Below are 25,832 nucleotides of genomic sequence, written 5' to 3'. Positions count from 1 at the left end.
GGACAACATGAGCACAGCCGTTCGTGAACTCCCGGCGACGTCAAGTTTTCCCGACATGATCGCGCAGGTGCGTGCAAGCTTCTCGGCGCGTGTTACGCGTCCTCTGGCATGGAGACGGGAGCAACTCAAGCGCCTCGAAGGGCTGATCGAAGAAAACACCTCGGAACTAAATGACGCTCTCCGTCAAGACCTCGGCAAGTGCGGCTCCGAGTCCTGGGTCACAGATCTGGGTCTTGTCCGCTCTGCTGCGCGATCGGCAAGGAAAAAGCTCACGCGGTGGAGTGCTCCGGAGCGAGTCAGCAACCCGGTCGGATTGATGCCGGCTAAGTCGTTTGTCATGCGCGAGCCGCTCGGCGTTATTCTGATCATCGCGCCCTGGAATTATCCCGTTCAGCTCACGCTGATGCCACTCGTGGCAGCCCTCGCGGCTGGCAACTGCGTGGTCATCAAGCCATCGGAGATAAGCGCTCATACCTCGAAGGTTCTTGCTCGACTCATTCCTCTCTACTTGGACTCGAAGTGCGTAACCATTATGGAAGGAGGCGCAGCGGAGACCAATGCCTTGCTGCGCGAGCGTTTCGATCACATCTTTTACACCGGGAACGCAACGATTGGAAGGATCGTAATGGAAGCGGCCTCCCGCCATCTGACGCCGGTCACTCTGGAACTTGGCGGCAAGAGTTCATGCATCATTGACGAGTCCGCGGAGATTAGGACTGCAGCAAACAGAACCGCCTTTGGCAAGTTTCTCAATGCCGGACAAACCTGCATCGCTCCCGATTACGTGCTGGTACACGAATCTCGTGAGCAGGCACTGCTAGATGCTTTGGCGGCCACGATCAGAAAGTTCTTTGGACCGGATCCGAAGTCCAGCACGGATTATGGACGCATCGTGAATGAGCGGCACTTCGACCGCTTGCAAAAACTGATGGAAGGCGGCCAAGTTGTAGTCGGAGGAGAGTCGGACCGCGATTCCCGCTACATTGCTCCGACGGTACTTTGCAATGTCAATCCAGATTCGCCAGTGATGAGAGAAGAGATCTTCGGCCCAATCCTGCCTGTCATCTCAGTTCCCGACATTAGTGCCGCAGTCAAATTCGTCAATGCCCGCCCAAAATCGCTGGCTCTGTACTTGTTTTGCCGATCGCGGCAGGTGGAAAACTTTGTTCTGCACAACACAAGCTCAGGCGGAGTTTGCGTCAACACGACTCTGCTGCACCACAAGAATGACGAGCTCCCGTTCGGCGGCGTCGGCGAAAGCGGAATGGGCAGCTACCACGGCCGCTTCGGCTTCGAGACCTTCAGCCACAAACGCGGCGTAGTAAGAAAGTCAATCCGACCTGAAATTCCCGTAGCTTACCCGCCATACACAAAGTTGAAGGATTTCCTTCTGCGCTGGCTCGTATAACGACTCTTTGAGCTTCGGAGCGTCCCGGCTCACCTTCTACACAATCATTTTTTTGAAATTCCGCGCCGCCATAGCTAGCGCGCCGAATCCCATAACGAGAAGCGCTGCGGCGTTCATCCACAAATCGCCGAAGCCCGCGCCTCGCAGAATGATGCCACGCGAGATCTTCATCATGTAGGTCGCGGGCACGAAGAAGCTCATCAGGTAAAAGATCCAGGGCATATTGTCGAGAGGAAAGATATAGCCGGAGAGGAAGATGCTCGGCAGCATGATTCCCATGGAGCGCTGCATGGCATCGTTTTGGGAGTTTGCCTTGGACGAGATGAGCATTCCCAGCGATAAATGCGTGAACATGTAACACATCGCCAGGGCCAGCAACAGTAATACGCTCCCGTGGATTGGCACTCTGAACGCGACGCGCATGAAGGCGAGAATCATCAGCATCTCGATCATCGCTAGTCCGAAGTAAGGCATGATCTTGCCCATCATTAGACCCAGTGGACGCACCGGCGTGACGAAGAGCTGCTCCAGCGTGCCGCGCTCCTTCTCGCGCACGATGGAGAACGCGGTCAGCATGGTGGTGACGAACAACAAGAGCACCGTCATCAGTCCAGGCAGGAAGAAGTTGGGAGAGCGCGAATCTGGATTGAACATCATCTTTGGACGAATATCGATGGCTGGTAGCTTGCCCGGCGGCAACATGCGCCGTAGGGATTCGTCAAGCCCGATTGCCGACGCGACATTCAGGGACTGTCCAGCAACCGACGAATCCGAGCCATCGACCAGCACCATCACTTGCGCGCTGCCACCCCGGACGAGCTGGCGGTCGAAGTCATACGGAATTTTGATTCCTACTTTGGCGCGACCGGCAACCATTTCATGGGTCAGCTCTTCGTCCGAGTGAGCATATTTGTAGAACTTGAAGGTATCCGAGCTGCGAAAGCGATCGAGCAATGCCCGGCTGCTCTGGCTTCCTTCTATATCACCCGCATGTTCCATCAGCCCGCTCTGGTCAAAGACAACAGTCTTCACCTGGCGCACGTTGGTGTCGATCGCTGCTCCCAAGATGATCATTTCCACAATAGGAACAAGCAACGCGAACATAATGGCCATCGAATCGCGTCGAAGATGGATCGACTCTTTATAAAAGATCGCGCTGAATCCGCGGAAGGGACTCTTGCTCCATGCCTGGTGATTTTGGTTTTCCGGATTGTGTTGTAACACTTCCATAGCGGTTAAACCTTGCTAACCTCCATCTCAGCCTGCTTGCGATAAGTCAACTCCACAAATACATCTTCCAAATCGGGCATGAGCGGACGAATCTCGTCGGCATGCACGCCGACCGTTTCCAGCTCTTCTTGCAACTCGGATTGCGTGATCGAGTCCTGCATCAACGCATGGATCGAGCGGCCAAAAATCGTAGCGCTGCGCATGAAGGGCAGTGTCCGCGCGCGCCGGAGCGCAGTGGTCACATCCTTTGTCGTGATCTCGAAACGCTGCGTGCCGGGGGGAGAGACTTCGGGAATCTCACGCAAAGTATCCGGAGTACCGTCGGCGATCAGCTTGCCGTAGTAAATGTAAGCGAGATGAGAGCAGCGCTCGGCTTCGTCCATGTAGTGCGTCGTTACAAAAAAGGTGATGCCCTGACCGCTGAGTTCAAAGAGCAGATCCCAAAGCTTCCGCCGCGCTACCGGATCGATTCCCGCTGTGGGCTCATCCAGATAAAGCATCTTCGGGCCGTGCATCATGGCGCAGCTTAGAGCCAGGCGCTGCTTCCATCCACCAGATAGTTTGCCGGCGGCACGGTCTTTGTATGGCTCAATCGCATTCTGCTGCATTGTCTGCTCGATCTTCTCTTGGGCAACTTTTCCCTTCAGTCCGTAAATCTGCGCATAGAAGCGCAGGTTTTCGAGCACGGTCAAGTCGTCATACAGCGAAAACTTCTGGCTCATGTAGCCGATGCGCTGTTTCACTCCATCCGGATCGGCGCTCACGTCGATCCCATCGACTACGCCTCGGCCCGAGGTAAGCGGAAGGATCCCGGTGAGCATCTTGATCACGGTCGTTTTGCCGCTGCCGTTCGGACCGAGAAAGCCGAAGACCTCCCCGCTCTGCACCTGGAAGCTGACGCCATCGACTGCGGTGACGTCGCCAAACTTACGCACGAGTTTCTCTGCAACAATCGCCGCCATTACTTGGACCCCAGGAATTTCACGTCAGCGTTGATGCCGGCGCGCAGTCGTGCTTCAGGGTTCTCAACTCGCAGCTTTACCCCTATTACCTGGTGCACGCGCTCTTCTTTGGTTTGAACATTGCGCGGCAAAAATTCCGCTTGCTGACGAATCTGTTCCACTTTGGCGTGAAATGGCTTATCGAAAGCATCGACCTTCACCTGCGCGTCCTGGCCCATATAGATTTGCCCAATCAGGTCCTGGGGAACATAGACAACAACGTAGAGCTGATCGGTCTCGAGCAACTTGGCGACCGTCGTATTTGCCGGCAGCAGATCGCCGGGACGTATGTCCATGACCTCCACTACGGCATTCGCCGGAGCCTTAACCTGGCGCTCGTTCCACTGCGATTCCGCTTCTCTCAAATCCCCTTCTGCGGCGATCATCTGCGCTTTGGCGGCGGCTATGTCCTCGCGTCGAAATCCACGTTCGGCGCGCTTCTTTGCCGCTTCTGAAGCGCTTGTGTTGGCTTGAGACGCGGCTACCGATTGTTGGGCAGAAGCGAGCACCGCCTGCGCTGAGCGGTATCGGTTCTGAGCATCATCGAGGAACTGCTGTGAGACGACTCCGCTGCGCGCCAGCTCCTGCGCACGACGATAGTTCACTTCCGCGTTCGCGAGGTCAGATTGAGCGCGTTCCACTTCGGCCCGATGTGTATCTTCCATGTGTTCCTGAGACTTCGCTGTGGCCCGCGCTTCGGCGATGTCCTCGGGGCGATTGCCATGCAGCATCTTTTGGTAGTTCGCTTTGGCCTCTTCGTGCTTGCCGCGCGCAGACAGCAGCCGAGCATTCAGTTCGGAATCCTCGAAAGAAAGAATCACCTGACCGGCCTGAACGTGATCACCTTCGAGCACATTCACCTGGGCTACACGTCCGCCGACCTTGGATCCAACGCTTACGTTGCGAGCTTCCAGCGTGCCTGAAGCGGTGATGGTGTCATCTTTCTTCCACCAGGATCTGACTCCAATCGTGGCGATGACAACAACTAAAACGACGACGATTGCCACCCAGCGTTTCATGCTGACTTCTCCTTGCGCGATTGAGAAAGGGTGGGGGAACGTAGCGTCCCCTCTGCGGCTATTCCCCGCCAGAGAATTTCAAATGTGAGATCCTGCCATTTATCTAGATCCTTCGGTGAGCTCAGAGCCCAGATCATGTTCGTACCGAAAATGCTGTGCTGAAGTACGCGAGCGAGCTCCACTGGCGTGAGATCCGTGCGCAATTCGCCCAGCTCCTGCCCGCGCTGCATGATCTTTGCAATCAGTCCTCGTCCACCTTCTAATAAGCGACCCAGAAAGTTCGATAGCGTGTTGTTGGTCATCGCGACGCCGATCAGGCTGCGCAAAAGCAGCTGACTGCGTGCGGGACGCTCCGAAAGCCCGTAAATCATCTCAATAAGCACTGGGCGCACGCTCGCGGCTGTACGCGCCCGCTCCTCGGCTGCCTTGAGCACTCCAAGCTGCCGCTCCGCTAAGGCTTGGAGAATCGCTTCCTTGCTGGGGAAGTAGTTGAAGAAGGTTCCCTTCGCGACATCGGCAGCCTCGGTAATCTCCTCAACCGGAGTATTGGCGTAGCCGCGCTCCGCGAAAAGTCGCATGGCCGTTTCAAAAATACGAATGTGAGTCTCTCGGCGACGCCGTTCGCGCCTGCCATTCGGGGAAGCAATTTTTCTGTCTGAAAGCATCTCTGACCACCGGTCAATTTCTAAAGAACAGCCTACTGCTAAATATGACCGGCAGTCAATATTGATCAGTTGGTCAATAAGGGCTCAAGTGAAAAGCGCGTTTGCGTGAGTGCTGAAGAATTTCGAGTAGACCAGTGGGTTTTTCGATACTTCTGTGGCAATTTAGCCGCTTCCCCTTGCCTGACCCTTCGTGGTAGCACAGCAGTAGCTGTGTTGAGCTTCAGTTCCATATCGGGAATCAGGCTTCGGGCCGCGGGGCGCGGCGTCGAGGTCGGAACTGAATCCCATCGCGATCCCATGCCGATCCCATTCGCGATTTGGGATATCCTCCTCGATCCCATGGTGGACTGTCGGATATCCCATCTCATGGCATGGGATCTGATGGGATCTCGTCGGCTAGTCCTTTGGATTATGGGCATCGACGAAAAATATTTTTTAGTTCAGTGCCGAGAACGATCGGTTTGGCCTTCCCGCACGGAATCGGGGAACTCTGGGGACCGAAATCGGTGAACACAATCGCTGGAAATTGACTGCTAATTCACTGTTATTCACTGTTCCTAAGAAGGAATTCGCGAATTCTGGGCAAAATTTAAGGGGTTCTGGGTCGAACGCGAGAAATTCACTGTTTTTTTCATTGTTATTCAGTCTTGCCTGACTGAGGATTCCAATTGCCCAGTATGAGGCACTGAATGAGCCATTGCTTCCCTCCAGTTCGGCATGAGATCTCATATTCCCTCTTGATTGTGGGCCTACAATGGATCGTTGCAAATGTAGTCCTTCGGGAAGTGGTCCCTATGGTTTTCCCTGGTGGCGTGTCTTCTGCAAAAGTCGTTGGGCTGGTTGTTGTTTTATTGTCCTCTCTCATTTCTCTCCCGCTTCTCTGCCAGACAGTGCCGCCGCAAGCGGTTCCCAACGCCGTGCCCGAACTGGTTGTCGAAAGCAACCCTGATTTCTCAGGTTGGACTCTGCCGATAATTCGCAACCCTTTGCAGGCTGACCCGCGCCTAATTGCAGCCTTCATGCGCCCCTGGCTCCTCAGCGGCAGGTTTCTGAGCTTCAATGAAGATGCAAAGAGTACGCGGAGCTTACCGCAGGCAAAGTCGTATAAACTCACTCCGGATCCCTTCAACTGGTCGGCCATTTCGGATTCTCCAGACTCGGACAACTTCGTTTATCTTCCCGAACTGCCGCGTCCTGGTCATCCGAATACGGCGCAACGTATGGCCGCTGAACCGCCGCATCATGTGCCTGCCGCCATGCCGGCGAAGTACGACACTGCCCAAATTGGGAATCGTCCGGTAGGGCAAGGCATTAACTTCTTCTCAATCGAGAAAGAGATTGCGCTGGGCAGGGAGTTGTCGGCCCAGGTGGAACAAAGCGCGCGGTTGCTGACCGACGCGGAGATCACTGAATATGTGAACCGCAAGGCACAACTGCTGGTCCAGCATTCTGATTGCAAAGTTCCGTTCGTCGTGAAGATCGTTGACGACGATGAGGTGAATGCCTTCGCCCTCCCCGGCGGATTCTTCTACGTCAATACCGGCCTGATTTTGGCTGCTGACGATGAAGCAGAACTTGCCAGCGTGATGGCACACGAAATCGCCCACGTGTGCGCCCGGCACGCCACGAAGAATCTAACACGCGGAGAGATCTCACAGTACATTTCCTTGCCTCTGATATTTCTCGGCGGACCGGTCGGACTTGCGGTGCGCCAGATCTCCAGCTTTGCTATGCCTCTTTCCTTCCTAAAGTTCAGCCGCGATGCGGAACGCGAAGCGGACTTGCTGGGCATGCAGTATCAATATGCTGCGGGATATGATCCCACTGCCTTCGTGGATTTTTTCGAGAAGCTCGAGGGGGAAGAGAAGGAGCCCCACAACTTTGTTGCCCGCGCCTTCATGACGCATCCGATGACTGACGATCGTGTTCGTCGAGCGGAGCACATGCTCGAAAATCTTCCTGACCGGGACAGCTACATCACGGATACGAGTGAATTCGATCAGGTTCGCGATCGCCTCTCCAAACTCACACGTGGACGAGCACTGAACGGAGGCAAGCGTCCACATCCAACACTACGACGGAGAACCGGAACGCAGTAGCTCTTGCTTCCACCGAAGCCCCGGCTCTCTGGTTTCGTCAGTCCGTTGCTATCGTTCGAGCACGCCTTCCAGCATTTCAAAGAATTCCGGAAACGATATCTGTGCTGCGTCGGCGCCGTGGATCAAGGTATCTCCTTCAGCTCTAAGTGCCGCAATGGCGAATGCCATGGCAATGCGATGATCGTGCTCAGAATCAATCTCAGCGCCATGCGGCCGCTGCCCTCCCGGAACAGTTAAGCCATCTTCGTGCTCGGTCACCGTTGCCCCCATGGCTCGCAGATTGCGAGCTACGGCAGCGATGCGATCGGACTCCTTCACCCGAAGTTCCCGCGCGTCATGCACCACTAGACCGTCGCGCGTGTAGGGAGCGATTGCTGCCAGGACCGGAATCTCGTCGATCAGCGCCGCGGACTGTGCTCCGGCGAGAGCGATGCCTTTCAGCGAGCCAGCCTCAACAGCGACAGTGCCCATCAGTTCCCCATGCTGCTCTTCTACTTGAACCATGCGCACGCGAGCTCCCAAGCAGGTAAGCACGTCCAGAAGCACAGCACGAGTTGGATTCAACAACAATGAGTCGATGACGAGATTGCTTTCAGGAAACAGCGCTGCGGCGCAAAGAAAGAACGCAGCCGAGGATATATCCCCGGGAACAGCAGCCTCGATGGCTTTCAGCTGCTGGCCACCGCTTATGCTCACGCGATTTTTGTCGCGTGAGATCTTCGCGCCGAAAGCGCGCAGTGCCATCTCTCCGTGGTCGCGTGTGCGAACGGGCTCTTCAACGCTGGTCTCCCCATTGCTGAATAGCCCGGCAAACAGGACGGAGCTTTTGACTTGGGCGCTGGCAACCTGAGGTTTGTAATCGATGCTGCGCAGCTTACCGCCTTTAATATGCAAAGGCGCGTGGCCATCCTCTGAAGAAATAATGGCGCCCATCTGCGTAAGCGGCTCGATAACGCGACGCATCGGTCGGCGGGAAAGAGATTCGTCTCCGATCATTTCAGCAGCGAAGGGTTGGCCGGCCAGAATGCCCGAAAGCATTCGCATGGTTGAGCCGGAGTTTCCGCAATCAAGCGGATTGTGTGGAGCCTGCAGTTCGCCGCCATGGCTGGTAATCGTGATCTCGCCATTCGCTCTCGCTACGTTTACCCCAAGCGAGCGCAAACAATTGAGCGTGCTGGCACAATCCCCTCCACTCGAAAAATTGCGTAACCGAGTCGTGCCCTCTGCGAGCGCGGCGAGCATTGCATAGCGATGCGAGATGCTCTTGTCGCCCGGAAGGCGTATCGATCCAACAAGATTCCTTGCTGGCTTGATGATGACATCTTTCATGGAGTTCGATTTACTCCAGAGTAGCAGCTCGGTTCAGTTGCCCGGCGGCGAAGTCTTTATTTCCGGCAACGCGAAGGAGGTTCAGCCAACTAAATTAGGTTGACTTCCACTCTCATTCAACAGCACGGCGGATATGCTGTTGCCGAGCGCTGTACGAGGTTCCCCACGGGTGACAAGGTACCTCCCGATGCTCGTGAAGACTTCGAGGTACCGGGCCATGAAAGGCCGATCCATAACGACTTTAATCGCAACCTTCATTTTTGCAGCTGTTTCTTTCGCACAAACCTTCGGACCCAACATCACTCGCCCCGGAGACCCAAGAAATCCTCTTAAGCCGCCGAACTTAACCAGTGTTTCTGGCGTAGTTGTCGGATCTGACGGTGCTCCCATCGCTGAGGCTCGCATTGAGCTGCGCAACGAAAACACTGGGGACGTGGTTTCTTCAGGGTACACGAACACAAATGGCGTATTCGAGTTTGCAAATCTGCCTGCAGCATCGTACGAAGTAATCGCGACATCCGGCCTCGCGGAGGCACGCGAGCGGGTGGGTATGGATGGAGCACTTGGGGTAAAAATTCGGCTCAGCACAGTAAATGCGGCGGCCGCTCAGGCCGATGGGAAGGCAACGGTTTCGGTGGCCGAATACAAGGTTCCGCAGAAAGCACGCAACGCCTTCCACAAAGCCGAAGTCGCGCTCTCCAAAAATCGACAGGAAGAAGCAGGCAAGTATCTGGCGAAGGCTTTGGAGATTTTTCCCGACTACGCTCCGGCCTTGACACTGCGCGGTGTTCTCGCTCTGGATGCCGCGAACGTGAATGCTGCAATCACTGACTTCGACAAAGCAATTCATAGCGATCCAAGTTTCGCGCTTGCTTATACCGCGATGACGGCTGCCTTCAACCAACTCAATAAGTTCGACGATGCCTTGAAGTCAGCAGAACGCGCAAGCACTCTGGCACCACGTTCCTGGCAAACCTACTTCGAGATGGCAAAGGCCTATGTTGGCAAGGCCGACTATCAACATGCATTGCAGCAATTGGCCAGAGCTCAGAGCTTGAATCCAGCTGAATATGCTCCCATTCATCTGCTTCGCGCGCATGTAATGTTGGCACTAAAGGATTACAGCAATGCCATGAACGAACTCCAGGATTTCCTCAGACTGGCTCCGCAGGACCCAAATTCTGCGGCAGCAAAGACAGCCTTGGAAAAGCTGAAGGCCGTCACGGCATCTGCTGCGAGTCCAAGTGTCGGCAACGCCGCTCGGTAAACGCTAGCTCAGCTTGAGGCCGTCGAGAAATTGCCTTAGGACTCGTGCAAACTCAGTGGGGTTCTCGAAGGCAGCATAGTGTCCCCCTTTAGGGATCACCGACAATCTGGCTGCACCAATGTGCTGCTGAATGACTTGGGCGTTTGCCAGGGGAGTGAGCGTGTCTTCCTCACCGGCAATCACCAGCGTCTCGACATCGATGTCACGCAAGTCAGCAACCGAATCGGGCCGTTCAGCCATCCCTAGCTGAACTGCAACAAAGCCGCTGACTGTCATCTTTTCCATCATCCTGCGAGCTTGTGCGGCAATCTCAGGATGATTTCGCCGCGTGCTCTCGCCAATCAGAACCTGCATCTGCGCATCGAGAAATGGCGCTGTGCCGTGTAGACGAGAGTCTTCGATCGATTTCAGCCGATTCGCTCTTCCCTGTTCGGTATCAGCTTCCGCGCGCGTACTTGACAGCACCAGCGCCTGCACCCTTCCGCGGTGCTTTCGCCAGAACTCGAAGAGAATGTATCCACCGATCGAGACACCCACGAAGACGGCTCTCACAAGCTGTTCCGCATCGAGCAGGTGCTTCAGGTCCTCTGCGTGTTTGGCCATAGTCGCGGTTCCGTTCCCCACATCGGAAAGGCCGTGAGCGCGCAAATCCGGAAGAAGGAGTTGATATCGAGACGAGAGCCTCGCTGTAATTGGTTTCCAGAATTCGTGATGGACAGGAAAAGGATGGAGCAGAACGACTGGAAAACCAGCGCCCAACTTTTCATAGTAGAGCTGGATATCATCGCTGCGAATGTACATAGCTTTCTGAAGATCGGGGTCTCAGGTGGAGCTTCGACTGCGCTGACCGAGGAACGCCCACGTCACGAACCCAGCTGTTCCCAGAGCGGTCGCCAGCAGGAAAGTCGCTTTGAGCTTTCCAATCATCGCATCTGTCTTGAGTCGTTTCAGGACCACATTCTCTGCTTTGCCCTTTTTGGGAAATTCGTCCTTCAGGGCCATCTGCAACACTTGAGCCAAGTGAAGCGGGTAACGCTCTGTATTCTGACGAATCTGTTCCCGGCAACTGAAGCCGTCGGCGATCACGACTTCGTCTTCGGCTGCTTCGCGTACTGCCGGCAACAAGACTCTCTCCGCGCAGGCTTGCGAGACCTGGTATTTAGAGGCTTCAAATCCGAATGGACCGGCCATACCGCAGCAGCCCGAATCCAAGACCTCGGCCTTGATTCCAAGGCGTTTGAGAACTTGCTCTTCAGCCGCAGTCTTGAAAATTGATTTGTGATGACAGTGCGCCTGGACGATCGCCTTGCGCTGCAATTGCGGGAAACGGAATTCTGAGGCTTTCTTCTGAATGAACTCGCTCAGCAACATGGTTTGTCCAGCGAGTTTCTCAGTCAGCGGCTCTTCGGGCAAAAGATTCTTGAGTTCTTCTTTGAAGACGGATGCGCAACTCGGCTCAAGTACCACAATGGGATAACCCGCCTGGATATCACGCTCGAGAGTGCGCAGAATCCGCTTCAGATACACCCTGGCATCGTCCAGCATGCCGAAGTCATATAAGGGACGCCCGCAGCAAAGGTTTTCTGCCGGGATCCGCACGCGCCATCCAAGATGCTCCAGGACGTCAACCGCGGCACGCGCGGTGGCGGCGTGGAAATAGTTGTTGAACGTATCGGTCCAGAGAATCACTTGCGGGCCGGGAGAACGATCGGCTTTGCGGCTCGCAAACCAACTGCGAAATGTCTGCGGCGAAAACCGTGGTAGCTCGCGCTGCTTCGGAACATCCAGCGCCGCTTTCATCAGATCACTCAATCCCGGTGTCTGACTGAAGAAATTTGCAATGTTTGGTGCCAGGGAAGCCAGTGCTGCCCAGCGGTCAATATGACCGAAAGCCTCTGCGCTAAGTGGTCGCTTGTGCGCCTCGTAGTAGTGGGACATGAACTCAGCTTTGTACGTAGCCATGTCCACGTTGACTGGACAATCGCTCTTGCATCCCTTGCAGCTCAGGCAAAGGTCGAGAGCTTCTTTGACGTTTTCGTCCTGCCACCCGTCTTTGAGCTCCTCGCGCTGCAACATCTCAAAAAGAAGATGGGCGCGGCCGCGCGTCGAGTGCTTCTCTTCGAGCGTGACCATGTAGCTCGGGCACATCACTCCTTCCTCATGCCGCCTGCATTTGCCAACACCGACGCAACGCATCGTGCCGTGCCAGAAATGACCTTCGTCTTCAGGAAACTTGAAATGAGTCTTCGGTTCCCACGGCCGGAAGTCCGTTCCAAGGCGCAGATTCTCGTCAATCGGGAACGGATTAACGACTTTGTCCGGGTTCATCTTGTTCTGAGGATCCCAGATCGACTTGAACTCCCGGAACGCCTGTACCAGTTCGGGACCGAACATTTTCGGCAGCATTTCAGCCTTAGATTGACCGTCGCCATGCTCGCCTGAGATCGAGCCTCCATAGCTCACAACCAGATCGGTAGCTTCTTCGATGAATGCGCGGTAGTTGCGAATGCCCTCGACGGTTCGGAAGTCGAAGTTGATGCGAGTATGAATGCAACCTTGACCAAAATGTCCGTAGAGAGAGCACTCGTAGCCATGCTTCTCAAACAACCGGCGCAAGTCGCACAGGTAGCTCCCAACCTTATCGGGAGGCACTGCAGAATCCTCCCAACCCTCCCATGCAACCGGCTCTCCTGGCACAAAGGCAGTAGCGCCGAGTCCGGATTCCCGAATCTCCCATACCATTTTTTCTTCGCGTGTATCGTCGTAAAGCTTCATAGACGGAGCGCCGGGATGGGTCTTCAAACGCGCCATCATTTGGCGTGCCTTGGCGTCTGCTTCGGCTTTGTTTTCGCCACCAAATTCCACTAGCAAGAATCCCTTGCCTTCGGGCAAAAGAGGGAGGTCGTTTACGTTTAAACCTTTTCGCTTCATGTAACCGACGAGGCGATCGTCGATTCCTTCCAGCCCGATGGGCTTGAACTCGAGAACCTCGGATACATGATCACCAGCCGCGTACACGTCCGAATACCCGAGCACGACGAGCGTCCTGGAGGGTGGCGAATACACCAGGCGGAGCTTAGCTTCCAACACCATCACGCATGTGCCTTCTGTGCCCACCAAAGCTCGGGCAACATTGAAATTGTTCTCGGGCAGAAGTTCGTTCAGATTGAAACCTGATACCCGGCGTGGGATGTTTGGATATCGTTCACGAATTAGATTTGCGTATTTATCCCTAAGTCGTTTGAGACCAGCGTAGATCTCGCCGCGACGGCCACCTTCGCGAATGACGCTTTCCAATTCGGCTTCGCTGCTTTGTCCAACTTTCAAGTGGAGCCCGTCATAGGTAAGCACGTCCAGCTCAAGTACGTTCTCGTCGGTTTTTCCGGCCATCAACGCGTGCACGCCACAGGAGTTATTGCCGATCATTCCTCCCAGAGTGCAATGTGTGTGCGTTGCCGGATCGGGACCGAAGGTTAGGTTGTACTTCTCTGCCGCGGAGCGCACCTTATCGAGGACGATGCCCGGCTGCACGCGGACATACTTCTCGCGATGGTTGAGCTCGAGAATCTGATTGCAGTACTTGGAAAAATCGAGGATCACGGCAAAGTTGCAGCACTGACCACAAAGGCTTGTGCCACCCCCTCGCGAGAGAACAGGCGCTCCATGCATGCGGCAAAGCCGCATCGTAGCGATTGCATCCTCGATATATCGTGGAATAACAATGCCAATTGGAATCTGCCGATAATTGGATCCGTCGCTCGCGTAGAGCGCACGATCTCCATCGCCGAATCGGACCTCTCCTTTGATCACGTCACGAAGCGCATGCTCGAGTTCACGTGACTGGCGAAAGGATTTGTGTTTGGAAGAATCATGTGAGCTCGGAGGGAGAGTTGAAGGATCCGGTGTAGCCGGTGTGAGTGCGACGAGATTGGCCATACTTGTTTGGATTAGTGAGCTTCGTCTTCAGTTTCCCTGAAGAGAGACACATCAGCATATCTCTAAGAATGGCAAAGGCAGCCAAGCTGGCTGCCCTTGTCGAAGCGAAGCAAAGAACTTCAGCGGTGAGCCGCAGTCCTCTTTCGAGCCGTGGTGCCGCGTTTCGCGGGAGGCTTTTTGGCGGCAGCGCCCTGCTTGGCACCATCTGTAAGCGTCAACATGACGCCGCCTCCGGTATTCGGCAGGCATCCAGCGGGTTGACTCTGTGGCTGCGTAGGACTTCCGGCCAGTTGTCCAGCCGCACCCTGACCAGCGGCTGGCGGAAGCGCCTGATAACTTGTTGCCTTGCCTACCCACTTGCCGCTGAGCATTGTGCCTGGTTGCGGTACCTGCGCAGCCGGCAACGGCGTAGCCATTCGCAGCGTTACGTCGGCTTTGTTTTCTTGGATATCGTCATCCGTCGTCGCGAGTTGAAGCTCCTGAGCCGTAGCGCTAATCACTTTCGCCGGATGCTCAGTACTGCTCACCGGAATACCCTTGCCGTTCAGGAAAGTCCATACCTGCTGTGCAGCTTGCTCATTGCCTGAGCCGAGCACGAAGAGCCAGTCTCCATAAGCCATCTGCGAAACATCTGGATTCTGCTTCATGATCGTTGTGGCGAACTCGCACGGAGTTGGCGGCGGGGGAGCTTGAGCGATCGTGAAACCAGGCGGAGGGGTCGGAGAGTTCTGCGCCTGCACTTTCACTTGATCCCATCCATCGGTACTGCCGTGATATTTCTTGTAGTAATAGAGAGCAAACTTCTCAATCTGCTGTTGAGCAGCCGCATTACCTTGCGCTAAGTCAACCGCGCGCGCCGCATAGAAAAGTCCATTCAAATAATCCGGCGGGTTCGCCTGAAGATAGGCCGTTGCTAACGGGTACACATCCTGAAGGTTATTCGCATTCTCCGGGACGGATATAGCAGCTTGAAGTGCCTGCTGTGCGGTTTTGTAGTCCTTGCGCTGTACAGCCTCCATGCCGATGGCGCCGTTGAAGATCACCTTGACGCCGTTCTGCAGCTTGGTAAAGTCAGCATCCGACACACCGGCAGGATGGGGCATGGAATCCGCCGCCTGCAATCCGCGCTGCGCGTACTGCGCCGCCTGGCCGCACGCCTGCTGTTGACCCTGACTACATTGCTGGCGAGTGAGATATGTGAGCAATGCCAGCCCGCGGACGTTGTTCGGATTCGCCTGCAAGAGCCGATTCGCGGCGTCGGTCGTCTTCGCGGCATTGTTAGCTGCCTGGTATGCCGCCATCAATTGCTCGAGAGTCTCCTCCTTTACAACTGTGTTTGGATACTGCTGCAAAAAAGCCTCGAGCGCCTGGGCTTTGGCATTGGGATCGTTGTTACTAATCGCGCTCATGTATGCGTTGTATTCCGCAGGATCCTTGATCGTCTTTTGCTGCGGTTGAGCGCCGGCCTGTTGACCGGAAGCGGCTTGCCCGGGCTGGGCACTCTGGGCGTCCTGCGCAATGCCATATGGGGCAATTGCCAGCAGCGACATCGCGAGCAACTTCTTCATTCGAAGCTCCTTCATTCGCTGTCCGGCCAGAGCACTGAAGTGGCGGACTGCGTCACTCGGCACGAAAAGTTCTTGATATCTGAACCACACCGGCTTGCACCGGACAATCTACCTGGCTCGTTTCCCGCAGACCGTCCTGCGTCTGAGGTGCGCCTTTTGACCGCAGCCAGTAACCCCAATCAGCAACCGCTTCTGGCAGAGAAACGCTGATTATAAGAATGCACCGCGAACATAGCAAGATATGTTGCAGGTAACAAGCAGTCTTGTGACTCTTTACTCTTTAGATGCAAGTCACAGCTCGTTCTTGCGTGAGATTTTCGGAGACACGATGCGGCCAGACGCCACAAACGTAATATTGACACCGCAACTTTCTTGAGGTTCCAGGTTTGTCCGCGCTGGCATTTCGAGCGAGAACTACGCGAAAACGGTTCTTCTGTCTAGGAGAGTGTCTGTCCATGCTGCAATGCCACGACCTTTGCCCCGCTTCCCTCTATGAGCTTCTCGAGCTGTTGCGGTCGACCTGTCAAAACCGGAAAAGTGTCGAAGTGCATCGGGATAATGAATTTCGGCTTTAGCAGTTTGCATGCATAGGCCGCCTCGCGTGGAGACATGGTGAACAGATCCCCAATCGGGAGCATCACCAATTCAGGAGCGTAGAGCTCGCGGATGATCTGCATATCTCCAAAGACGTTGGTGTCGCCGGCGTGGTAGAACTTGAGTCCACCTTCAATTTCAATCACATATCCGCAGGGCTCACCGCCGTAGATGATCTGACCATCATCTTCAATTCCGCAGGAATGATCGGCATGCACCATGGTCACTCGCATACCCTCTACTGTTTGCGATCCACCTTTATTCATTGGCTGAATCTGCTTCGCGCCTTTTTTTTGGAGCCACATGCAAAGCTCGTAAACGCCGACAATCTTCGGATTGTGCTTCTTCGTTAGCTCGACAGCATCCCCGATATGATCTCCGTGTCCGTGAGTACAGAGCATCACGTCAATTTTCTTGAAGCTCTTCTTATCATTGGGACAAGCTGGATTATTCATCACCCAGGGATCGATCAGAATTGATTTGCCCGAGGCGGTCTCAATGTGGAAGGTTGCGTGTCCGAGCCACGTAATTTTGTTGCCTTTTAGATCGATCAATGAAATCTCCCTTGAGAAGCTGCTTGGCACTTAATTTGTATCAGGCGGCGTTGGTCTCACGTTCAAACCGAACTGTGCATGGAAAGGTCCGCAGAAGGTGCTCAGAAATTATTGTGATTTCCACGCCGACCACCCACCGATCAGCGAGTAGACGTTCTTGAAGCCCATCTTCTTCAGCATCCATGCTGCAAGCGCCGAGCGATTGCCGCCACCGCAATAGAGAACCATCTTGCGATTCTTGTCAGTTGTGATCTTATCGATGTCGCGCTCTAATACGCCGCGCGCAATATGCTTAGCGCCAGGAATCGTCCCGCGCTGTACTTCGTCAGTCTCGCGGACGTCAATCAAGTCGAAGTCTTCCTTCCGCTGCTGCATCGCCTTGAGCTGTTGGATGTCGACCTCCTGAATCTCGCGTTTAGCTTCATTGCACAGCTGATTGAATTCGGACATTGGCATCGGGAGTCTCTCCAAAAACAAATAATTTTATTAGCCCATTCCGCGAAGGGCAAAAGCCGACCTGCGCCTAATTTAAAGTTCGGAACCGGTATTTCATTTACTTGAGTAGTTGCTTCTGTTTTTGCAGTTGCCGTTTTTTTAGCGCGAGGAGCACAATACGCTTATGGCAGCCGCGACTATTCATGCTGGATTGGAAGTTCTCTTTACACGAGATCAGATTTCCAAGCGCGTTGCAGAGATGGGCGAGCAGATCTCACGGGATTTTACCGGACAAAAAGTCGTGCTGATTGGCGTGCTTAAAGGAGCGACAATCTTTCTCGCCGACCTGGCTCGGTGCATCAGCCTGGACGCCACTTTCGATTTCCTCTCCACTTCGAGCTACGGCAAAGGCCATCAGCAAAGCGGCGAAGTGCGCTTGCTGAAGGATGTTGATCATTCAGTCGAAGGCCAGAACATCATTCTCGTAGAAGACATTCTCGATACCGGTCTAACGCTCAGTTATCTGCGCAGAGTGTTGAGCGCGCATCAACCGAAAAGTTTGAAGATCGCGGCCCTGCTCGACAAACCGGCGCGTCGCATTCAGAAGATCGAAGGCGATTACATCGGCTTTACCATCCCAAACAAATTCGTAGTGGGATATGGACTTGACTATGCCGAACGCTATCGCAACCTGCCGAATATTTGCGTAATTCCACCGTCCGCCCTGGGTGACGAGTGAGTTAAAATCGTATTTCGGTCATGCCTATCGAGATTTCGGAAGCGCCACAGATCGCGGCAGCTCCGGCGCAAGCGGACTGGCAACGCCTTGCAGCAGTGATCGACCATACCCTTCTGAAGCCAGAATCCCCGAATATAAAAGTCCAGCAGCTTTGCCGCGAAGCGCTTGAGTATGGCTTTGCTTGCGTGATGCTGAACCCCACTAACGTAGCCCTGGCATGCTCTCTCTTGGCAGGCACTGGTGTAGAGGTGGGATCTGTTGTGGGATTTCCCTTTGGCGCCAACACCACGAGCGTAAAGCGCTACGAAGCTTTGGATGCCATTCGCCTCGGAGCTCACGAATTAGACATGGTGATGAACATCGGAGCGCTGAAATCCGGCGATCGCGCAATGGTGCAGGCGGACATGCGTGGGTTGGTTGAAATTGCGCATGGTAATGGCGCCATATTGAAGATCACGATCGAGACTGCATTGCTGTCACTCGAAGAAAAAATTCTGGCCTGTCAGCTCGCAGTCGCCGCTGGAGCCGATTTGGTAAAATCCAGCACGGGATTTTTTCACGCAGGAGCTGTTCCTGCCGACATCTCACTGATGCGGGGAGTGGTGGGCGACAAGCTCGGGGTGAAGGCCTCTGGTGGAATTCGCACGTTCGAAGATGCGCAGGCGATGATCGAGGCTGGCGCAAACCGAATCGGAACCAGTTCCGGCGTGGCGATCGTCGAATCCGCTCGCGCAAAGTCTTAGTCTGTCGCATTCAAATTCCATTCGCCTTTCGTTCTGCACACTTCGCTGCACCGACAGCGACCTCCTCTGAATCACACTGCTATCATTCGAATGCCGCATCATGAGTTCTAGCCGTACAAAATCCCCGGCAGCTGCCGCACCAGCTGAAACAAAGCTACAGTCTGTGGGGAATGGTGCGCCCAAACAGGGCTCAATCTCAGTCACCAGTGGCACAGCTGCTGATGTCTCTCTGAGGCTCGAAAACTTTCTCATCGATGTTGCTGACACTCTCAACAGCACACTCGAAATGGACAAACTGCTGGGACGAGTGGCCGAGCTGGTTCGCCAGATCATCGACTATGAGATTTTCGCGATCCTGCTGTTGAATGAACGTACCCAGGAGTTGCGCATTCGATTCCAAATTGGGCATACAGCTGAGACGGAGCGCCTCAAGATCAAAGTCGGCCAAGGCATCACAGGAATGGCTGTCGAGCGGCGCAGCTCAGTTCTTGTCGATGATGTCCGCAAAGAACCTCGCTACATTAACGCTCACCCGCTTGTCCGTTCCGAGCTCGCAGTGCCGCTGATTGCAAAAAAGCGGGTTATCGGGGTTATCGATATTCAGGCAAGCAAGGAGAAGTACTTCACAGAAGAACACAACCGTATCCTCACGCTTGTGGCTTCGCGCATCGCCGCGGCCATTGAAAATGCCCGCCTATACACTCGGGTAGCGCGACAAGCGCAAACGTTGACTGTACTCAACGAGATCAGCCGTGAATTGACTTCGATCCTGAATGTCGATCAGCTTTTCAAGCGTATTGGCGATTTGCTGACCCGAGTCATCGAGTACCAGATGTTTTCTATTCTGTTGCTCGACACCGAACGGAACATGCTGGTGCATCGCTTCTCGCTTCGCTACCAGGAGAATATTCATCTCAAGCACGACATCCCCCTCGGCCGCGGACTTGTAGGGTACGCCGTTCAGCACCAGGAGGCAGTGCTTGCGCCGGATGTAAGTAGAGATCCGCGTTACATTCAGCTGAACCCAGAGACTCGTTCCGAACTCTGCGTTCCTCTGATCTACAAAGAGCGGGCCATCGGCGTGCTCGATTTGGAAAGTACAGTCGAAAACGCGCGGCTCTATGAGCGGATCGCACGCGAGGAGCAACGTCTTGAGCGCGATCTCTCGATGGCCCGGGAAATACAGATTCGTCTCTTGCCACAGAGCCTGCCCCAACTGAAGTCTGCAGACCTTGCAGCCAAGTTCGAGCCTGCCCTAATGATCGGCGGCGACATGTTCGACTTTCTCGAATACAGCGGTGAACGTGTTGCCTTCGTGCTTGGCGACGTCAGCGGCAAAGGCGCGCCTGCTGCCCTGTACGCAGCGCTAGTAAGCGGTCTTCTGCGATCAACGGCGTCACTCGAGCCACATCCTGCGCAAATGCTATCCGCAATCAATCTGTCATTAAACGAGCGCCGGATTGAAGCACAGTATGTGAGCCTCGCGTATGCGATTTGGGACGACGACTCTCGCATCATGACCTTCGCCAACTCCGGACTCCCTCGGCCTTTTCTTTGCAAGAAGGGGGCAGTCAGCCGCATAGAGAGCACTGGCCTTCCTCTCGGATTATTTGAAGATGCGGATTACGATGAGGTGACAGTCCGCGCCGAGTCTGGCGACATCTTTGTACTGGTCAGCGATGGAATTTTGGACGCCTTCAACGCAGCCGGCGAGCAGTTTGGCCCCAAGCGCGTTGAGGAGGTGATCCAGCAGTCTTGCAGGTTGCAGGCAAAGGAAATCGTGCAGGCAATCTTCGATGCCGTCGACAAGTACCGCGGCACGCGCGCAACCTTCGACGATGAGACGGTGCTGGCTGTTAAAGTGAAGTAGAACGCGCAGTTATTGTCCAACTTGACGATCCCACAACGTCCATTCCACTATCGCAATCGCCGCAGTAACGGCGCTGAAGAGCTTCTCTGTGATGAATTACCGCTGACCGCCCTGGCAGCGAAATACAAAACTCCGTTATACGTATATTCTGCAACCCACATCGCAGATCGATTCAGAGCGTTCACATCCGCGTTTCGGGGCGTCCCTCACACCCTCTGCTATTCGGTAAAAGCGAATTCCAATCTCGCAATTTTGAAGCTGCTTGCCAGGATGAAGGCCGGCTTCGATGTAGTCTCAGGTGGAGAGCTAGAACGAGTGCTTCGCGCCGACAAGAGCGCAGTTCGCAGAGTCGTTTTCTCAGGAGTCGGAAAGACGCAAGAGGAAATCGATCTCGCGCTGAGGTCCGGAATTCTGATCTTCAATGTCGAAAGCGAAAGCGAGCTTGCTGTCCTCGCATCACGAGCAGCTTCGCTGAAAAAAAGGGCGCGAATGGCGTTACGAGTAAATCCAGACGTCTTTGCGGAGACCCATCCTTACATTTCAACCGGCTTGCGGGAGCACAAGTTCGGAGTGCCCATTCAGCGCGCCTGGGACCTTTACCTGGAAGCCTCGCGCTCGAAGTGGCTCGACGTTGCCGGCGTAAGTGTCCACATCGGCTCCCAGATCCTCGCCGTGGAACCGTTCATGGCGGCGATGAAACGCGTCGCTGATCTGGTGCGAGAGCTGCAGAGCGGCGGACACAACATTCGTTATGTCGATGCAGGCGGCGGCTTAGGAATCTCCTATTCACCTCAAACTGAATTCGATTTTGAGGGACGAGCCGTGGAGTACTCCCGGGCGCTACTGCAGGGCCTACACGGTTTGAAGGTGCATATTCTGCTTGAGCCAGGAAGAACGATCGTTGGTCCTGCGGGCGCTCTACTCACTCGCTTGCTTTACGTGAAGCAAAACGGCAGCAAGCGTTTCATGGTGACTGACGCTGCGATGAACGACCTGTTGCGGCCATCACTCTACAAGGCTCATCACGAGATTATTCCCGTAGCTCGGCAGCAGAACAGCTCAACAGGTGTATTCGATGTTGTCGGTCCGGTCTGCGAGACAGGCGACTTCTTTGCGCGCGATCGTGAGCTGCCGGAAGTAGCCGAAGGCGAGCTGCTGGCCATCCTGGATACCGGCGCCTACGGGATGTCACTCAGCTCAAACTACAACACGCGAACCCGTCCAGCAGAAGTTCTGGTCAAGGGCAACTCAGCAAAGCTCATACGCAAGCGTGAAACGATTTCCGATCTGCTGAAGTTGGAGTTGTAAGGGAGCTGCGGCCGCTCTCGACTGGATTTTGCTCAATAAGCAGAAATTGTTTGCCTCCGCTGATTTGGTCGAAATTTTGTCACTCGGGAAACAAACACCCGAGCGAGCGGTGCTCCAGTAAAGTTCTGCTGCTCACGTTCGGCTCCAACTCTCTCTCTTCCGGCTTCATCCAACAACACAACAATTTCGAGTATTCGACAACACTGGCCGGCGCGCACGCGCAAGGACCCATTGTTTGTTTCGGGAGGAGATTTTCAATGAAGCAGCCCAAATGGCTGGTTTCGAGCATGCTGCTGACAGCGATGAGCCTGCCAGCACAAACTTTTGGAGGCGCCCGAGTCGTGCAAAGTGCACAACCAGTCGCGTCGCCAAGTCACTATTATCTTGAGACGGCCGCTAAGAAGACGGTGCCCAAGCGCCGTTCCAAAAAGAAATCCGCGGTGATTGTCGGTGGTTCCGCCTTAGGTGGAGCGGCAATCGGCGGACTTGCAGGCGGCAAGAAAGGCGCCGCAATTGGCGCACTGGCCGGCGGCGGTGGAGGCTACGTCTATGATCGCAAGAGCCAGAAGAAACCTGTGATTCCCAAATAGCTCACGCTCGCGCAAAAGAAAAGGCCCAGTCCGCCAGACTGGGCCGCTGTGCTAGTGCTCAAAATATCATCTTAGCCGCAAACTGAAGCTGCCGCGCTGAACCAGAGTCTCCATTTGGGAAGCGAGTCGAGTTGATTACCCCGAATGAGGCGGAACCTGCAGCTGCAGTCCGGGTCGAATTGACGAAACCAAAGTTAGGATGATTGGCTAGGTCGAATGCTTCCGCCCGAAGCTCGAGCCGCAGGCGCTCGGTGATTCTGGTCGTCTTAGCTAACGACATATCCAAGTTCTTGAAATCGGGCCCAGGCACCGAATTGCGTCGCATGTTCCCGAAGTGAAAGATGGTTGTCGTGGTCGCGCCATTGGAGACAAGCACTGCAGGAATCGCATACGAAGTTCCCGCCGCACATGCGCCCTTGGTGGGATCGCATACTGAATTTGGCGCCAGCCACTGAATAAGGCCACTCTGTGACCCAGAAGTGATGATTTGATTGACGATTGTTACCGGTCCGATTTGGTCCGGCCTGTTGGTCGGGACGCCGGTAAAGGTCGTAGACGAGACGCCATTCAATAAGGAGATCGGACTTCCCGATTGCAGGCTGAGAACGCCGCTTATGCGCCAGCCATCGACGAAGCGGTTTCCTTTAAATGGCAGTTCGTACAGACTGGTGAATACAAACCGATGCCTGGCATCGAAGTCTGACAGCCCATAATCCTGGCGCACGTTCAGACTGTTTTCGGCGACCGCCGATCCGGTCTGCGATGCATAGTCCAACGATTTTGACCACGTATAGTTCGCCGAGAACTGCAGGTTCCTGGCTAGCCTTCGCGTTGCCGTAGCCCACAGTGCGTTGTAGTTCGAATTACCGTTACTTACCCGAGTCGTCATACTGGTACCCAGCGCGGCGCCGGGAAGAAGGGGGCTATTGGCAGCAATCGTTGGAAACGGCCGTGACTGCGCGCCCGTGGTCGTGTTGGTGTAGAAGGGCTGGTTCAAATTGATTTGTTGACGCAGGTGCGTTCCCTTCGACCCGAAATATCCGACCATGATCGCCGTCGAAGGAGAAATCTCCTGCTGGACATTAAGGTTGTAGGACTGCACGTATGCGTTCTTGAAGTTCTGATCCACGGTATTGACCGAGGCGCCGGCGGCTGCGGCGTCGGATGCCAAGGTCGCGAAGCTTGTGAAAGGCTTGGCGGTACTTCCCGAGAAGCGCGAGGGACTCACGAATGGCGGATTGCTCGCCGGGAACGTGATCGGAAGCGGCTGATCGACCGCCCAACCGTAGCCAGAGCGCAATACGGTTTTCCCATTATGAAACACATCCCAGGCAAAACCCAGTCTGGGCTCAAAGTTCTTGTTGTTCTGCTGGTAGAGCAATGGCAGGGCGGACGAGCCAGCCTGAACCAGAGTGCCGTTCGGCAGGAACTCGGCCCAGCGGTTGTCCTTCTCGAAAGGCGTCATATTCCACTCATAGCGCAGCCCAAGTTCGAGCGTGAGATAGGAGGCGACCTTGAAACTGTCCTGAGCGAAGAAATCAAGAGCGCGCTGAACAAAGTGCGGAGTCACATCTCCGACGCTGGTGTAGAGGAAGGCATTGCCGTTGATGAAGTCGGTGGTATTCGCGAATTGGACGAACCCGAGGTCATGCTGGAACGTGCCGTTGTCATTCACCTGCCGGCCTTCCCAACCGAATTTGAAAGTGTGCCGGCTGCGAAGATAAGTGACCGTGTCGCTGAGCACGGTCGTGAGATCGCCGCGTCCCTGCGGAAATCCAGAGACGCCGCCGAAATCCAATCCCCCTTGCTGAATATTGATTTCAGGCAAGCCGACGGGTCCACTGCGCCCATTGTTGATCCCGAACTTGGTTGGGTCGTCTTTGTTGATCGCGTCGAAAATGATATGGATCCGGTTGAAGCCCAGGCGCGCTTCATTGACAAGCGTTGGGTTGAAGACATGGCTCTCGCCCACCGTTAGCAATTGTCGTTGGGCGGTGCGCTGGTCGCCATATCCCGGAACCGTGCTGCCGCCATTGGCGTCGGTTGGTTCCGTCCGGACGTCTTTCTGTAATGCGTAATAACCGTGTACCCGGTCTTTCTCGCTCACGTTGTAGCTGATGTCACCGGTCCATTGATCGAGTTTCACCGGAGCCGATGCCGAGCCAATGAACTTCGAGCCAGACGAGTCATTGGCTTGAGGAATCAGTGGAACCAGTTGCCGCACTGCCGCGCTAGATGAAGCCAGAGCCGCTGCCCGCTGAGCGGAATTAAGAACCGTTTGGTTAATCGTAATTCCCTGCCGTTGCCGCAGTCCTTCATACGAACCATAGAAAAACAACTTGTTTTTGATGATGGGTCCACCCAGATCGCCACCGAAATCGTTGCGGATAAATTGCGATTGCGGCGCCCCGACTTTGTTGAAGAAGTTTCGCGCGTCGAAGTAATTGTTGCGCATGAAATCGAACGCCTCGCCGTGGAAGCTATTCGTTCCTGAGCGGGTCACCATATTCACGACCGCACCGGAGTTGCGCCCTGATTCTGCGCTGTAAGTAGAATTATCGACCTTAAATTCATCGAGCGTCGCAATCGAAGGCTGAAAGGTGATCTGACCATTGGTCATATCGGCAAGGTTGATGCCATTGACCAAGAAGTTCACAGCATCCTCCCGCTGACCAGCAGTATTGAATGCAAGTGAGCCTTGGCCGCGAATCGGCTGTGCCAAAAATCCATTGGCTGGCGGCGTTACGGAACCTGGAACGAGGAATCCCAAGTCGACGAAATGGCGTCCATTCAGAGGAATCTGCTGCACATTCTTCGGGTCCATGACTTGACCCACCGTCATGGTTGTCGACTCAACGACGGGTATCTCGCTTGCGACGGTCACTACCTCAGTTGCCTGCGCTACCTTTAGCTGAAAGTTCTGCACCGCAGTTCGTCCGACATCGAGAATGAGGCCTTTTGCGCGCTGCCTCTCAAGGCCAGCTGCCTGAACATCAACGTCATACGCACCCACCGGCAGCGCAGGGACCTGATAATTCCCGTTTGAATCAGTTCTTGTGGTTTGCGACACTGACGTCGCTGTGTTCGTCACTGTTACTGTCGCGCCAGGCACCACCGCCCCACTGGGATCGGTTACCTGACCTTGCACGGCCGCCAGCGTTTGGCCAATCAGGCTGCTGGCACTAACCAGAACGAGTCCGAAAGCAACAAACCGCAGACTGCTGGAGAATCTTTGCATGTACCGTCTCCTGTATCGTCAAACCCCTCTTCTCGGGGTGAATTTCTTGCCCAAGTGAGAACAGCCGATCTACATGTCTGCAACCTCCCTACCATTCATCATCCCCGATAAGCTATTGATTGTCAGGCACTAACTTTCAGATTTCGTCCAGAAATATTACAAACGGAAAGCAGCTACAAAATTCAGAAGTCCGGGATTCCGATTTTGGGACGAAAATACATCAATGGCTTACCCCACTC

20 protein-coding genes are annotated in these 25,832 nt (G+C 54.8%); 8 read left to right on the top strand and 12 right to left on the bottom strand.

The window, feature by feature from the left end; genetic code table 11:
- Nucleotides 1-7: 7 nt before the first annotated feature.
- Nucleotides 8-1,408, top strand: coding sequence for an aldehyde dehydrogenase family protein (locus DMG62_17090; protein PYY21865.1), 1,401 nt, complete (start codon nucleotides 8-10; stop codon nucleotides 1,406-1,408).
- A gap of 36 nt (nucleotides 1,409-1,444) precedes the next feature.
- Here the strand turns inward: DMG62_17090 and DMG62_17085 are convergent, their stop codons facing one another.
- From DMG62_17085 to DMG62_17065, 5 genes are all read right to left on the bottom strand, one after another.
- A complete protein-coding gene (locus tag DMG62_17085) occupies nucleotides 1,445-2,638 on the bottom strand; it encodes an ABC transporter permease (GenBank protein PYY21864.1) in 1,194 nt (397 codons plus the stop codon).
- Nucleotides 2,639-2,643: 5 nt separating this feature from the next.
- Nucleotides 2,644-3,600: a multidrug ABC transporter ATP-binding protein gene (locus tag DMG62_17080; protein ID PYY21863.1), complete on the bottom strand. Its 957-nt coding sequence runs from the start codon at nucleotides 3,598-3,600 to the stop codon at nucleotides 2,644-2,646.
- Nucleotides 3,600-4,658, bottom strand: a complete 1,059-nt coding sequence (locus DMG62_17075) for a hypothetical protein (protein PYY21862.1) — start codon at nucleotides 4,656-4,658, stop codon at nucleotides 3,600-3,602. The genes DMG62_17080 and DMG62_17075 overlap by 1 nt, the downstream gene beginning before the upstream one ends.
- Nucleotides 4,655-5,323 (bottom strand): hypothetical protein, encoded by a 669-nt coding sequence (locus DMG62_17070; GenBank protein ID PYY21861.1) that lies wholly within the window; start codon nucleotides 5,321-5,323, stop codon nucleotides 4,655-4,657. Before DMG62_17070 ends, DMG62_17075 begins: the two co-directional genes overlap by 4 nt.
- A gap of 162 nt (nucleotides 5,324-5,485) precedes the next feature.
- Nucleotides 5,486-5,686, bottom strand: a complete 201-nt coding sequence (locus DMG62_17065) for a hypothetical protein (protein ID PYY21860.1) — start codon at nucleotides 5,684-5,686, stop codon at nucleotides 5,486-5,488.
- A 326-nt stretch (nucleotides 5,687-6,012) separates the two neighbouring features.
- Here DMG62_17065 and DMG62_17060 point away from each other — a divergent pair, with 326 nt between their 5' ends.
- Nucleotides 6,013-7,422, top strand: coding sequence for a peptidase M48 (locus tag DMG62_17060; GenBank protein PYY21859.1), 1,410 nt, complete (start codon nucleotides 6,013-6,015; stop codon nucleotides 7,420-7,422).
- 48 nt (nucleotides 7,423-7,470) lie between these two features.
- On the opposite strand, the gene aroA is transcribed toward DMG62_17060, so the two are convergent.
- A complete protein-coding gene (gene aroA, locus DMG62_17055) occupies nucleotides 7,471-8,751 on the bottom strand; it encodes a 3-phosphoshikimate 1-carboxyvinyltransferase (protein PYY21858.1) in 1,281 nt (426 codons plus the stop codon).
- 133 nt (nucleotides 8,752-8,884) lie between these two features.
- Here aroA and DMG62_17050 point away from each other — a divergent pair, with 133 nt between their 5' ends.
- Nucleotides 8,885-10,018, top strand: a complete 1,134-nt coding sequence (locus DMG62_17050; GenBank protein PYY21857.1) for a hypothetical protein — start codon at nucleotides 8,885-8,887, stop codon at nucleotides 10,016-10,018.
- A 3-nt stretch (nucleotides 10,019-10,021) separates the two neighbouring features.
- Here the strand turns inward: DMG62_17050 and DMG62_17045 are convergent, their stop codons facing one another.
- The 5 genes from DMG62_17045 to DMG62_17025 form a co-directional block, all read right to left on the bottom strand.
- On the bottom strand, nucleotides 10,022-10,819 hold the full coding sequence (locus DMG62_17045) for an alpha/beta hydrolase (GenBank protein PYY21856.1): 798 nt from the start codon (nucleotides 10,817-10,819) through the stop codon (nucleotides 10,022-10,024).
- Between the two features lie 21 nt (nucleotides 10,820-10,840).
- Nucleotides 10,841-13,954 carry an FAD-binding oxidoreductase gene (locus tag DMG62_17040; protein PYY21855.1) on the bottom strand — a complete coding sequence of 1,038 codons (3,114 nt, stop codon included), beginning with the start codon at nucleotides 13,952-13,954 and terminating at the stop codon, nucleotides 10,841-10,843.
- A 119-nt stretch (nucleotides 13,955-14,073) separates the two neighbouring features.
- Nucleotides 14,074-15,612 (bottom strand): hypothetical protein, encoded by a 1,539-nt coding sequence (locus tag DMG62_17035; protein PYY21854.1) that lies wholly within the window; start codon nucleotides 15,610-15,612, stop codon nucleotides 14,074-14,076.
- A 347-nt stretch (nucleotides 15,613-15,959) separates the two neighbouring features.
- Nucleotides 15,960-16,667, bottom strand: a complete 708-nt coding sequence (locus DMG62_17030; GenBank protein ID PYY21884.1) for a metal-dependent hydrolase — start codon at nucleotides 16,665-16,667, stop codon at nucleotides 15,960-15,962.
- 111 nt (nucleotides 16,668-16,778) lie between these two features.
- Nucleotides 16,779-17,126 carry a sulfurtransferase gene (locus DMG62_17025; GenBank protein ID PYY21853.1) on the bottom strand — a complete coding sequence of 116 codons (348 nt, stop codon included), beginning with the start codon at nucleotides 17,124-17,126 and terminating at the stop codon, nucleotides 16,779-16,781.
- A 163-nt stretch (nucleotides 17,127-17,289) separates the two neighbouring features.
- Here DMG62_17025 and hpt point away from each other — a divergent pair, with 163 nt between their 5' ends.
- The 5 genes from hpt to DMG62_17000 all read left to right on the top strand — a co-directional run bounded on the left by hpt (nucleotide 17,290) and on the right by DMG62_17000 (nucleotide 22,355).
- Nucleotides 17,290-17,844 carry a hypoxanthine phosphoribosyltransferase gene (gene hpt / locus DMG62_17020; protein ID PYY21852.1) on the top strand — a complete coding sequence of 185 codons (555 nt, stop codon included), beginning with the start codon at nucleotides 17,290-17,292 and terminating at the stop codon, nucleotides 17,842-17,844.
- A gap of 20 nt (nucleotides 17,845-17,864) precedes the next feature.
- Complete coding sequence (deoC, locus tag DMG62_17015; protein ID PYY21851.1) at nucleotides 17,865-18,587, top strand: deoxyribose-phosphate aldolase; 723 nt, start codon at nucleotides 17,865-17,867, stop codon at nucleotides 18,585-18,587.
- 100 nt (nucleotides 18,588-18,687) lie between these two features.
- The gene (locus DMG62_17010) at nucleotides 18,688-20,457 is read left to right on the top strand and encodes a serine/threonine protein phosphatase (GenBank protein PYY21850.1); all 1,770 of its coding nucleotides are present in this window, start codon (nucleotides 18,688-18,690) and stop codon (nucleotides 20,455-20,457) included.
- A 21-nt stretch (nucleotides 20,458-20,478) separates the two neighbouring features.
- Nucleotides 20,479-21,765 (top strand): diaminopimelate decarboxylase, encoded by a 1,287-nt coding sequence (gene lysA, locus DMG62_17005; GenBank protein PYY21883.1) that lies wholly within the window; start codon nucleotides 20,479-20,481, stop codon nucleotides 21,763-21,765.
- Nucleotides 21,766-21,815: 50 nt separating this feature from the next.
- A complete protein-coding gene (locus DMG62_17000; protein ID PYY21849.1) occupies nucleotides 21,816-22,355 on the top strand; it encodes a hypothetical protein in 540 nt (179 codons plus the stop codon).
- A gap of 58 nt (nucleotides 22,356-22,413) precedes the next feature.
- Here the strand turns inward: DMG62_17000 and DMG62_16995 are convergent, their stop codons facing one another.
- The gene (locus DMG62_16995) at nucleotides 22,414-25,593 is read right to left on the bottom strand and encodes a hypothetical protein (GenBank protein ID PYY21848.1); all 3,180 of its coding nucleotides are present in this window, start codon (nucleotides 25,591-25,593) and stop codon (nucleotides 22,414-22,416) included.
- Between the last annotated feature and the right edge of the window lie 239 nt (nucleotides 25,594-25,832).

The organism is Acidobacteriota bacterium, from assembly GCA_003225175.1.
In the GTDB taxonomy this organism is placed as follows: Bacteria; Acidobacteriota; Terriglobia; order Terriglobales; family Acidobacteriaceae; genus Gp1-AA112.
This window is presented reverse-complemented; position numbering and strand designations above follow the sequence as displayed.